We start from the raw sequence: 11,739 nt of genomic DNA on the forward strand, positions 1-11,739 counted from the left end.
CCCGCGCCCCCGGCGCCCCGTCACCCGAACGGGCGTACGCCGACTGCGCCGGGCCCCCGGCGGTGGTCCGCTGAGAGGCAGGTGCGTCGACAGGCGACGCCACGACCGCAGGGGGCGACGAGGGATGCCGGCCGACCGCTCCGAGGCCCTGCCCGCCGCCCGCCGCCCGCACCGGCTCGCGGGCGGACAACCGGGACTGCTGGAGCCGGGCGCCTCGACCGACCCGTACCGCCTGCGCCTGTACCGGACCCTCCGTACGGACTTCCCGCTCGGTTACGACCCGGGTCTCGGCGCCTGGCTGCTGAGCCGGTACGCGGACGTGGCCCTCGCCCTCACCGACCCGCGCTTCACCGGCTACCCGCACGACGGGGCCCCGCGCGGTCCGGTCCCCGCCCCGCTCGGGCTCTGCCGGGGCAGCCTCGTCTGTACGCCGCTGCCCGGCAGCGGAACCGCCCGGGCCCCCGGCAGCACACCGGCCACCGCCGCCGCCGTGGAGCGCGCCGCCTACGTCCTGGCCCGCCGCATAGCCGGGCGCGACCAGGCCGATCTCGTGGGCGAGTTCTGCCGCTGGCTCCCGGCCGGGCCCACCTCCACGGAGTTCGGCCAGGGAGCCGCCGACTGCGCCCGGCACACCGGGCTCCGGGAGCGGGCCCTCGCCTCGTTCCTCGCGAACATGCTGGACGACCCCGACCTGCTGGCCGCCGTGGCGGGCGGAGCGGGGGCCGGGATGCTCCTCGGCCGGTCCTGGAAGGAGACGCTGCGACGCGACCCGCCCGTCCAGATCGTGCTGCGCCGCACCCGCGCCGAGGTCCGCGTCAGCGGCGGCACGCTGCCCGGCGGGGCGCCCGTCGCCTGTCTGATCGGCGCGGCGGGGCGCGACCCGGCCCGGTTCGCCGCCCCCGACCGCTTCGACCCGCTGCGCGCCGACGCCGCCCCGCTGCTCACCGGCCCGGCCGGCTGCCCCGCCGCCCTGCTCGGCCGCCTGGAGGCCGAACACGGCCTGCGCGCCCTGCTGACGGCGATGCCCCGCATCCGCTGGGCCGACGGCTTCCGCCCGGCGTCCAGCGGGGTGCTCACGCGGGGGCCACGCACCCTGCTCGTACGCCCGTCGTGACCGGACGCGCGTGCGGCGGTCCGTCGTGCCGGATGCCCGCCCGCCCGCCGTCCCCGGACACGCGCGCGCCCGCCCCTCCTGACCGGATGCCCGTACGGGGATGCCCCGCCCTGACCGGACACGCGTATGCCCCTCCTGCCCGGGCACCGCCCGCCCCTCACCCCCTCCTGTCCGATCTCCCCGGCCCGCCCCTCACCCCCGCACCCGCCGCAGCAACACCACCGGCCGCTCCCCGAACAGCTCGTCCGCCGCCACCGCGCCCCCGTTGAACTCCCGCCCCGCCGCAGGGGCCAGCACATCGCGCCACGGCCCCCCGTCCGGCAGCTCCACCACCGTGTCCCGCCACCCCCCGTCCTCCGCGAGCCGCAGCGACAGCCGGGTCACCGCCACCGCCACCTCGCCCGACCGGGAGAACGCCACCACATGGTCGGCCGCCGCACCCCGCGCGGCCAGCGGAACGTACGTCCCCGACTCCCCGAACACCTCCGGCAGCTCCCGCCGCAGCCCCAGTGCCGCCGCCGTCAGCTCCTGCTTCTCCTCCGCCTCCTCCGGCCGCCGGAACGGGCGCCGGTTGTCCGGGTCGACCAGGGCCAGGTACTCGCTCTCCGTGCCCTGGTACAGGTCCGGCACCCCCGGCATCGTCAGCTGCACCAGCGCCGCACCCAGCACATTGGCCCGTACATGCGGGGCCAGCGACTCGGCGAAAGCGGTCACCAGCCTCCGGGCCGTACCGGAACCGCTCCCTGGCCCGGCCGCCACGAAGTCCGCCACCGCCCTCTCGTACGCCTCGTCCGGCTCCGTCCAGCTCGTGAACAGCCCCGCCTCGCGTACCGCCTTCAGCAGCGCGGGCTCCAGCCGGGCGCCCAGCTCCTCGGCGGGCAGCGGCGCGCAGCCGTAACTCGACTGCCAGGCCTGCCAGGCGAGCTGCGGGTCCGGAGCCGCGACGGGTGTGGCGTCCGTCAGCTCGGCCACCAGGCCCGCCCACCGTTCCGGACACTCCGTCAGGACCGCGATCCGGGCCCGTACATCGGCACTCCGCTTGGCGTCGTGCGTGGTCAGGACCGTCCCCGTGGTGGGCCAGTCGCGGGCGATCCGGGTGGCGAAGGCGTGGAACGCGTCCACCGTCACCGCGGGCTGCCCCGGGTCCCCGCCGACCTCCGTGGCCGAGACCAGCGGCACGTACCGGTAGAACGCCGTGTCCTCCACCGACTTGGCGTGCAGAGCGGACGCGGTCTGCGCGAACCGGGCGCAGAAGGACGCCTGTTCCTCGCCGTCCCCCAGCCGCCCGAGCGCCAGATCCCGTACGACGTCGACGGCGGCGGCCTCCTCCGGCACGGAGAACACCGCCTTCGCGTCCCGTACGGCATCGTCCGGAAGCGTCTCCTCCGCGATCCGGGTCGGCGGAACGCCCGCCGTGACGTACGGCCGGTAGACCGGGACCCGTACCAGCAGCTCCCGGATCGCCGTCCGCAGCGCCCAGGGCGCGTGGTCGCGCAAGGCCGGGTCGGCGGCGCAGACCGAGGCGGCCAGGCGGGTCAGCCAGGCCGTCTCGGAGGCCAGTTCGTGGGTGGCCACCCGGTACGCGGCCCGGCGGACGGTCGCCTTCCAGTAGCCGCCCCGGTCGCCGGGCGGACCCGCGAACTCCCGGTAGCGGCCGAGCAGCTCCGCCGCGCCCGCCGGGTCGGTGAACAGCCCGTCGATCCGGTGCAGCGCGTCGTACCCCGTCGTCCCGGCGACCGCCCAGCCGGCCGGGAGGGGCTCGTCGCCGGTGAGGATCTTCTCCACCACCGTCCACCGGCCGCCGGTGGCCTCGTTCAGCTGCCGCAGGTACGCCGCCGGGTCGGCGAGGCCGTCCGGGTGGTCGATGCGCAGGCCGTCCAGCACCCCGTCGCGGAGGAGTTCGAGGACCTTGGCGTGGGTGGCGTCGAAGACCTCGGGGTGTTCGACGCGGACGCCGATCAGCTCGGAGACGGTGAAGAAGCGGCGGTAGTTCAGCTCGGTGCGCGCCAGCCGCCACCAGGCGAGCCGGTAGTGCTGGGCGTCGAGAAGCTCCGGAAGCGGAAGGTCCGCCGTGCCCGCCCGCAGCGGGAACTCCTGCTCGCCGTAGCGCAGCACCTCCCCGTCCACGGAGAGGGCGTCCAGCTCGCCGCCGAGCGGACCGGCCAGGACCGGGAGCAGCACCTTGTCGCCGCCCGCCGCCCAGTCGATGTCGAACCAGCGGGCGTACGGGGATGCGCGGCCCTCGCGGAGCACCTCCCAGAGCTGCCGGTTGTGGCGGGGCAGGGCGGCCATGTGGTTCGGCACGATGTCCAGGACCAGCCCGAGCCCGTGCTCCCGGGCGGTCGCGGCGAGGCTCCGCAGCCCCTCCTCACCGCCCAGCTCCTCCCGTACGCGGCTGTGGTCGACCACGTCGTAGCCGTGCCGGGAGCCGGGGACCGCCTCCAGGACGGGCGAGAGGTGCAGATGGGAGACGCCGAGCGCGGCCAGATAGGGCACCGCCTTCTCGGCCGCCGGGAAGGGGAAGTCGGGCTGGAGCTGAAGCCGGTACGTGGCGGTGGGCGTCATGCCCTTCTACGTACCCCGCCCGGGGCGACCTGTGTCACCCCGGGCGGGACGCTCACCCTTGCCGCCCTGTCACGCGGGGCGTTTCAGCACGGTGAGGCTGCGTCCGATCAGCGTCAGCTGTTCGCCCTCGGTCACCTTCGGCCCCGACCCGGGCGGCACCCCTGCGGGGAGTGCGGTGTCCACGACGACCTGCCACTGCTCCCCGTGGTCCACCGGGACGGCGAACTCCAGTGTCTCGGCGCTCGCGTTGAACATCAGCAGGAACGAATCGTCGGTGATCCGCTCACCGCGCGGCCCCGGCTCCGAGATCGCCTGGCCGTTGAGGAAGACCGTCATGGCCTTGGCGTGGGCCGCCTGCCAGTCCTGCTGGGTCATCTCCTCACCCTCGGGGGTGAACCAGGCGATGTCGGAGAGCTCGTCGTGCGTGCCCTCCACCGGCCGCCCGTGGAAGAAGCGGCGGCGCCGGAAGACCGGGTGGTCGCGGCGGAGCCAGACCATGGCCCGGGTGAACTCCAGCAGGTTCCGGCGGAACTCGTCGTCCGGGGCGTCCGGGTCGGGCCAGTGGATCCAGGAGAGCTCGTTGTCCTGGCAGTAGGCGTTGTTGTTGCCCTTCTGCGTACGGGCGAACTCGTCCCCGTGGCTCAGCATCGGCACGCCCTGCGACAGCATCAGCGTGGCGATGAAGTTCCGCATCTGCCGGCCCCGCAGCTCCAGGACCTCGGGATCATCCGTCTCGCCCTCGACGCCGCAGTTCCAGGAGCGGTTGTGGCTCTCGCCGTCCCGGTTGCCCTCGCCGTTGGCGTCGTTCCGCTTGTCGTTGTACGACACCATGTCGTGCAGCGTGAACCCGTCGTGGCAGGTGGTGAAGTTGATCGAGGCGAGCGGGCGCCGCCCGTCGTCCTGGTAGAGGTCGGACGAGCCCGTCAGCCGCCCGGCGAACTCCGCGAGCGTGCGCGGCTCGCCCCGCCACAGGTCGCGGACCGTGTCGCGGTACTTGCCGTTCCACTCGGTCCACAGCGGCGGGAAGTTGCCCACCTGGTAGCCGCCCTCGCCGACGTCCCACGGCTCGGCGATCAGCTTCACCTGGCTGACCACCGGGTCCTGCTGGACCAGGTCGAAGAACGAGGAGAGCCGGTCCACCTCGTGGAACTGGCGGGCCAGCGTCGCCGCCAGGTCGAAGCGGAAGCCGTCGACGTGCATCTCGGTCACCCAGTACCGCAGCGAGTCCATGATCATCTGGAGTACGTGCGGGGACCGCATGAGCAGGGAGTTCCCGGTGCCCGTGGTGTCCATGTAGTACCGCTGATCGTCGGTCAGACGGTAGTACGAGGCGTTGTCGAGGCCGCGGAAGGAGAGCGTGGGGCCCAGGTGGTTGCCCTCGGCGGTGTGGTTGTAGACGACGTCGAGGATGACCTCGATGCCCGCCTGGTGCAGGGCCTTCACCGCCTGCTTGAACTCGAGCACCTGCTCGCCCCGCTCACCCCAGGAGGCGTACGCGTTGTGCGGGGCGAAGAAACCGATGGTGTTGTAGCCCCAGTAGTTGGCGAGCCCCATGTCGACCAGGCGGTGATCCTGGACGAACTGGTGAACGGGCATCAGTTCGATCGCGGTGACGCCCAGTTCGGTGAGGTGGGCGATGACCTCCGGGTGCGCCAGCCCCGCGTACGTACCGCGCAGCTCGGGCGGCAGCCCCGGATGGAGCATCGTCAGGCCCTTCACATGGGCCTCGTAGATCACGGTGCGGTGGTAGTCCGTACGGGGCCGGCGGTCATCGCCCCAGTCGAAGTAAGGGTTCACCACCACCGAGCTCATGGTGTGCGGCGCCGAGTCGAGGTCGTTGCGGGCGTCGGGCTTCCCGAACGGGTAGCCGTACACCGCCTCGCCCCACTCGATCTGTCCGGCGACCGCACGCGCGTACGGGTCCAGGAGCAGCTTCGCGGAGTTGCACCGCTGCCCGTTCTGCGGTTCGTAGGGCCCGTGCACCCGGAAGCCGTACCGCTGACCCGGCATCACCCCGGGCAGATAGGCGTGGCGCACGAAGGCGTCGGTCTCGCGGAGCTCCACCGCCGTTTCTGAACCGTCGTCGTGCAACAGGCACAACTCGATCCGGTGGGCGGCCTCGGAGAAGACCGCGAAGTTGGTTCCGGCGCCGTCATAGGTGGCGCCGAGGGGATAAGCGTGTCCCGGCCAGACCTGCATAGATGAGACTCTTCCACTTCTGATCCGGGTGTGGTGGCTTTCCTCGGCCCGTTACCCCTCGAATACTCCCCGAAAGTGGGTCGCGCACCTAGTAGGTCACGCGGTGCGGCCGGGTCCCGTCGCCCGGCTCCGGCCACACCGGTCAACTTCGGACACCGGGGTGCCGCCCCGGACGCGATTACGGACGCGCCCGCCCCTCCGGCGTCCGGAACGCGGCCTTCGTCGGGGTGCCTAATCACTATGAATCAGCTCACTCCACCCGATCTCGCCGTAAGGAACAGGCCGTCGCGAAACGGGAGTTGAGAAACCGGCCCGGCCATCGGGCTGCACCGGATCCCGCTCCCGGAGTACCCTTCCTTGATCGTTGGGTGGGGGAGTGGAAGGCGGTACGCGGGTGAGCTCGGGAGGGTTCGAGCTACCCCCAGGTGACGCAGGTCACGAGGGGGAATCGACCGATGCGCCGCCCGGGGCGGTGTCCCTTGCGCAGCCCATGGAGATCGGCGCGGAGCTGGACTGGGGCGCCGAGGCCTGGAGCGAGGTACGCACCCGGGCGCAGCGGGCCGGGCGTGCCTATATCTGGCTGAATCTGGTCGAACAGAGGCTGCGCGCGGTGGTCGCCGCGGTGCTTCGGCCGATCTACGAGCCGGTGCACGGCGAGGACTGGGTGGTGGCCGCGGCCGGGCCCGCCGGGCAGGAGTGGGTGCAGAGAGCCGTCGCCGTACGCGAGGTGTCACGCCGCAAGGGCTACCTGCTGGACCCGGCCGACGACAACGTCCTGAGCTTCCTCACGCTCCCGCAGCTGCGGGAGCTGATGGTCCAGCACTGGCCGTGCTTCGAACCGTACTTCGACGACCGGCGGGATGTGGAGCTGGCCCTGGACGAGCTGGAGGTGGCCCGTAACGTCGTCTCCCGCAACCGTGCCCTGAACGAGGCGGTGCTCGCCCAGGCGGAGCGCGCCTCCGCCCGGCTCCTGGACATCCTCGGCAGCGGGGCGGGCGTGCCGTCCGCCGACCGGCTGCCGGTGGACGCGGTGGAGGAGCTGGTCGGCGACCGGTACGCGGACGTGGTCTCCGTCCACCCGGACCGGGTCCGGCTCCAGCGCCAGCTGCCCGCCGAGGACCTGTTCGGCGGGGCGCGGCGGCTGGACGCCATCGGCATAGGCCTCAACCTGCTCGTCCAGAACTTCTCCGGCCGCCGGCTCGTCCGGCTCGCCGAGTCGGGGTGCCGGGTCCGGCTGCTCTTCATCAACCCGGCCAGCAGCGCGGTCAAGCGCCGGGAGCGGGAACTGGGCATCAAGAAGGGCGAGCTGAGCCGCTCGGTGGAGATGAACATCCTCCATATGCGCCGGGTCCGCTCCAAGCTCCGCGACCCCGGCGCCTTCGAGATCCAGGTCTTCGACGAGACCCCGCGCTTCACCGCGTACCTGGTCGACGGCGACGGAGCGGACGCGGTGGGCGTCGTCCAGCCCTATCTGCGGCGCGCCCGGGGCATGGAGGCGCCGGTGCTGGTGCTGCGCGGCGGCGGGCGGCGCACGGTGGTGCGGGCGGGGCAGGACAGCGAGCACGGCCTCTTCGAGACCTACCGCGAGGAGTTCGAGTCGGTCTGGACGGACTCGCGGCCGGTGTCGTAGGGCTGCCGTCCCGGTGTGGTGGGGCTGCCGTCCTGGTGTCGTGGGGCTGCCGCCACCCGTGCCCTTCGTTGTCAGTGCTGCGTGCGAAGGTGGTCATCACTCGGGGGAGAGCACCACGGGGGAGCACCACGAAGGAGGTATCGGGATGAGCTGGCATCAGGGACCACTGGTCGGCTTCGACCTGGAGACGACGGGGACCGACGTCGAGACCGACCGGATCGTCACCGCCGCACTGGTCCGGCTGGAGCCGGACGGCACGGTCGCCGAGCAGCGGACCTGGCTGCTGGACCCGGGGGTGGCGATACCCGAGCAGGCGTCCGCGATCCACGGCATCGGCACCGACCACGCCCGCAAGCACGGCGCCCGGGCCGCCTCGGCCGTCGAGGAGATCGCCCACGCGGTCGCCGAGGTGCTGCGGTCCGGGGTGCCGCTGGTGGTGATGAACGCGCGCTACGACCTCTCGCTCCTGGACCGCGAATGCGCGAGGCACGGGGTGGAGTCGGTCGACGAGCGGATCGGCGGTGTGCCCTCGCCCGTCATCGACCCGCTGGTCATCGACAAGCACGTGGACAAGTACCGCAAGGGCAAGCGGGCGCTCCAAGCCCTGTGCGAGCACTACGGCGTGACGCTGTCCGACGCCCACGACGCGACCGCCGACGCGGTGGCGGCGGTCCGTGTGGTCCGGCGGATGGGCGAGCGCCACCGCCCGGTCAGCACCCTGCCCCCCACCGAGCTGCACGCCCTCCAGGTCCGCGCCGCCGCCGAGCAGTCCGCCTCGCTCCAGGCCTACCTTCGCCGCACGGCCAACCCGGCGGCGGTGGTGGAGCAGGCGTGGCCGGTGATTCCCCGGAGCAGGTGAACGGTGGGCCGGGGCCCGTGGAGCAGGGGCCCGGCGGAGCGGGTGAAGGGCCGGCGGCGGCCCCGCGTCGGCTCGCGGCGGGGGAAGCCGTTTCGTCGGCCTTGATGTCGGAGTCGGCCTTCTCGTCCGGCGAAACTCCGCCGCTCGTTTTCCGCCATCTCCCGTCCTCCCAGGGTCACCAATCGGCCAGTTTGGTGGTGTCTGGGTCTCACGGGACAGCTACTTGTCGGCCACTGCTGTCCCGGGGGTCTTGTGTGGGCGTGCTGATCTATCCAGCATGAATAACGTTGTCAGGGACACGTCGGAATGATCGTGTTCCTGAGGACGTGTCATGGGCGTCCACCCAAACGCCCCCGAGTTCCCCCCACGATCTGGAGGACTTGCAGTGCGACTCTCTCACCCCCACAGCATGTCGAGACGAGCACGACTCATCGCCGGGGCGACCGGCCTCGCTGCCGCAGCAGCGCTGGTCATCCCCGCCGCCACCGCTTCCGCCCAGCCCGCCCCGAAGACGTTCAGCGCCGCCGAGCTCAACCGGACGGCCGACTCCGTGCGCACCGCCGACATCGGCGGCACCGCCTGGTACGTCGACGCCGAGTCGGGCAAGGTCGTCGTCACCGCCGACAGCACGGTCACCAAGGCCGAGATCGCCAAGATCGAGAACGAGGCCGGCGTGAACGCCGACGCTCTCGAGGTCAAGCGCACCCCCGGCAAGTTCACCAAGCTCATCGCGGGCGGCGAGGCCATCACCACCGGCGGAGCCCGGTGTTCCCTGGGCTTCAACGTGCAGGACAGCGCGGGCACCAAGTACGCCCTGACCGCCGGCCACTGCACCAACATCGGCAGCTCGTGGTCCATCGGCACCACCGCCGGCTCCAGCTTCCCCGGCAACGACTACGGCATCATCCAGCACTCCGACCCCGGCGCGGCCGACGGCCGTGTCTACCTCTACAACGGCAGCTACCAGGAGATCACCGGCGCCGGTGACCCCTCGGTCGGCCAGTCCGTCCAGCGCAGCGGCAGCACCACCGGCCTGCACGGCGGCTCGGTCACCGGCCTCAACGCCACCGTCAACTACGGCGCCGACGGCATCGTCTCCGGTCTGATCCAGACCAACGTCTGCGCCGAGCCCGGCGACAGCGGCGGCGCGCTCTTCTCCGGGAGCACCGCGCTCGGCCTCACCTCCGGCGGCAGCGGCAACTGCTCCTCCGGCGGCACCACGTTCTTCCAGCCCGTCACCGAGGCGCTCAGCGCCTACGGTGTGAGCATCATCTGATCCCCGCACCGACCAGGGTCATTCGCCATCGGCCCTGAGCACTGTCCCCGCCCGGTCCGCCGGGCGGGGACAGAGTGCGTTGTCGGGCACGCCCGGCCCGCCGCCGTACCGGGTGAAGGCTCTCAGAAGGGGTACCACCGCACCTCGGCGTCCCCCTCGCGCAGCGAGGCCACCCTGCGGCGGAACTCCGTGAGCGCCTTCGGGTTGGCCGGGGCGTGCTGGGCGACCCAGGCACAGCTGGCCGTCTCGCGGGCCCCGCGCAGGACCGCGCACCCCTCCCACTCCCGTACGTCCCAGCCGTACGCGGCCGTGAACGCGTCGTAGGCCGCGGCGGGCAGGCCGTAGCGGTCGCGGGAGAGGGCCAGGACGACCAGATCGTGTTCCCGCAGGTCCGTGGAGAAGGTCTCCAGGTCGACCAGGACCGGGCCCTCGGGGCCGACATGGACGTTGCGGGGGAGCGCGTCGCCGTGGATCGGGCCCGGCGGCAGGTGCGGGGTCAGGGCGGCGGCCGCGGCCGCGAAGCCGTCGCGGCGGGCGCGGAGGTAGTCGGCGTCGGCCGGGTCGATGGTGTCGCCCGCCAGGGTCAGCCAGCGCTCCACCCCGCCGAGCAGTTCCCGGCGCGGGAGCGTGAAGCCCGCCGGGGCCGGGAGCGCGTGCACCCGGGAGAGCAGGGGCGCCAGGTCGCGCGGTTCGGCGGGGCGTACGGGGTCGGGCAGGCGGTGCCACACCGTCACCGGGTGGCCCTCGACCAGCCGCACCCCGGGCTCGGCGGCCCGCACGGCCGGGACCCCCGACGCCGCGAGCCACTCGGCGACCGCCACCTCCCGCTCCGCCCGGGCCGCCAGCTCCGGGTGGCCGGTCGCGTCCCGGCCGACCTTCACCACCAGGCCGTCGGCCGCGAAGACCGCGTTCTCGCCCAGCGCCAGCAGCTCCGCCGCGCCCGGGAAACCGGCGGCCGTCAGCACCTCGCGCGCACGCATCTCGTCCATGGGTGCGATTTTCGCATCCGCGCAGGCCACCTTGACGAACCGACGGCCCGTCAGCACGATGACCTAGGCCACCGGAACGGCCAGAACGGGATGAACTCCTCCTAGGTGATGAAGAGGGTCTATTCGTGACATCGGTGACCGCGAAGAGGCGGTCCGGGCCGAGACACCCACGTAACGGACAGGCGGACGCCGCCCGGGACCGGGCGGCCTGGTTCCTCGTCCTGCCCGCGCTTCTGCCCATCCTGGTCCTCAGTGTCGGCCCGCTCCTCTACGGCATCGCCCTCGCCTTCACCGACGCCCAGTCCGGCCGCACCCGCTCCACCCAGTGGATCGGCACCCTCAACTTCCAGGATCTCCTGCACGACACCCTGTTCTGGGACTCGTTCCGGATCGGGCTCCTGTGGGCGTTCGGCGTCACCGTCCCGCAGTTCCTCCTGGCCCTCGGCCTCGCCCTGCTCCTCAACCAGAAGCTGCGGATGCGCTGGCTGGCCCGGGCGCTGGCGATCATCCCCTGGGCGATGCCCGAGGTCGTGGTCGGCATCATGTGGCGCCTGGTCTACAACCCCGACGCGGGCATCCTCAACGAGACCATCCGCGACCTCGGCCTCGGCGACGGCCGCGACTGGCTCACCGGCCTGGCCACCGCGCTCCCCGCCGTGATCCTCGTCGGCATCTGGGCCGGCATGCCCCAGACCACCGTCGCCCTGCTCGCCGGACTCCAGAACACCCCGCACGAACTCCACGAGGCGGCGGCCCTGGACGGGGCGGGCGCCTGGCGCCGGTTCCGTACGGTCACCTGGCCCGCGATCAAGCCCATCGCCCTCGCCATCAGCGCGCTCAACTTCATCTGGAACTTCAACTCCTTCGCCCTCGTCTATGTGCTGACCAGCGGCGGGCCCGGTGGGCGGACCCGGCTGCCGATGCTCTTCGCGTACGAGGAGGCCTTCCGCTACGGACAGTTCGGGTACGCCGCCGCCATGGGGTGCGTGATGGTCGCGGTGATCTCCGTGATCCTCGCCGTCTACCTCGTCGGCCGGATCAGAGGAGGAGGCGAGGAGCGATGAGCACCCTCAGGAGAGGCGTCCTCAGGAGAGGCACCCTCAGGAA

Annotated in this window: 8 protein-coding genes; 5 read left to right on the top strand and 3 right to left on the bottom strand. The window is 72.5% G+C overall.

Going from position 1 to position 11,739, the window contains the following annotated elements:
* Positions 1–124: 124 nt before the first annotated feature.
* Positions 125–1,114, top strand: coding sequence for a cytochrome P450 (locus GTY67_RS28735; RefSeq protein ID WP_161280857.1), 990 nt, complete (start codon positions 125–127; stop codon positions 1,112–1,114).
* A 192-nt stretch (positions 1,115–1,306) separates the two neighbouring features.
* On the opposite strand, the gene treY is transcribed toward GTY67_RS28735, so the two are convergent.
* Together treY and glgX are read right to left on the bottom strand one after the other, a co-directional pair.
* Positions 1,307–3,679, bottom strand: a complete 2,373-nt coding sequence (gene treY, locus GTY67_RS28740; protein WP_161280859.1) for a malto-oligosyltrehalose synthase — start codon at positions 3,677–3,679, stop codon at positions 1,307–1,309.
* 69 nt (positions 3,680–3,748) lie between these two features.
* Positions 3,749–5,878: a glycogen debranching protein GlgX gene (gene glgX, locus GTY67_RS28745; protein ID WP_093693056.1), complete on the bottom strand. Its 2,130-nt coding sequence runs from the start codon at positions 5,876–5,878 to the stop codon at positions 3,749–3,751.
* A gap of 394 nt (positions 5,879–6,272) precedes the next feature.
* On the opposite strand from glgX, the gene GTY67_RS28750 reads away from it, so the two are divergent.
* From GTY67_RS28750 to GTY67_RS28760, 3 genes are all read left to right on the top strand, one after another.
* Positions 6,273–7,508 carry an SAV2148 family HEPN domain-containing protein gene (locus GTY67_RS28750; RefSeq protein WP_093693061.1) on the top strand — a complete coding sequence of 412 codons (1,236 nt, stop codon included), beginning with the start codon at positions 6,273–6,275 and terminating at the stop codon, positions 7,506–7,508.
* 145 nt (positions 7,509–7,653) lie between these two features.
* Entirely contained in the window at positions 7,654–8,367 is a 714-nt protein-coding gene (locus tag GTY67_RS28755) for a 3'-5' exonuclease (protein ID WP_161280861.1), read from the top strand.
* A 385-nt stretch (positions 8,368–8,752) separates the two neighbouring features.
* Positions 8,753–9,643, top strand: a complete 891-nt coding sequence (locus GTY67_RS28760; protein ID WP_093693054.1) for a S1 family peptidase — start codon at positions 8,753–8,755, stop codon at positions 9,641–9,643.
* Positions 9,644–9,765: 122 nt separating this feature from the next.
* Here the strand turns inward: GTY67_RS28760 and GTY67_RS28765 are convergent, their stop codons facing one another.
* Positions 9,766–10,632: an aminoglycoside phosphotransferase family protein gene (locus GTY67_RS28765; RefSeq protein ID WP_161280863.1), complete on the bottom strand. Its 867-nt coding sequence runs from the start codon at positions 10,630–10,632 to the stop codon at positions 9,766–9,768.
* A gap of 134 nt (positions 10,633–10,766) precedes the next feature.
* Here GTY67_RS28765 and GTY67_RS28770 point away from each other — a divergent pair, with 134 nt between their 5' ends.
* Positions 10,767–11,696 (top strand): sugar ABC transporter permease, encoded by a 930-nt coding sequence (locus tag GTY67_RS28770; protein WP_343238813.1) that lies wholly within the window; start codon positions 10,767–10,769, stop codon positions 11,694–11,696.
* Positions 11,697–11,739 lie beyond the last annotated feature (43 nt).

This window comes from Streptomyces sp. SID8374, assembly GCF_009865135.1.
Taxonomy (GTDB): Bacteria; Actinomycetota; Actinomycetes; order Streptomycetales; family Streptomycetaceae; genus Streptomyces.

Excerpts from the sequence above, each read along its gene's own strand:
- GTY67_RS28735 (WP_161280857.1), top strand. The coding sequence starts at position 125 with ATGCCGGCCGACCGCTCCGAGGCCCTGCCCGCCGCCCGCCGCCCGCAC.
- treY (WP_161280859.1), bottom strand. The coding sequence starts at position 3,679 with ATGACGCCCACCGCCACGTACCGGCTTCAGCTCCAGCCCGACTTCCCC.
- glgX (WP_093693056.1), bottom strand. The coding sequence starts at position 5,878 with ATGCAGGTCTGGCCGGGACACGCTTATCCCCTCGGCGCCACCTATGAC.
- GTY67_RS28755 (WP_161280861.1), top strand. The coding sequence starts at position 7,654 with ATGAGCTGGCATCAGGGACCACTGGTCGGCTTCGACCTGGAGACGACG.
- GTY67_RS28765 (WP_161280863.1), bottom strand. The coding sequence starts at position 10,632 with ATGGACGAGATGCGTGCGCGCGAGGTGCTGACGGCCGCCGGTTTCCCG.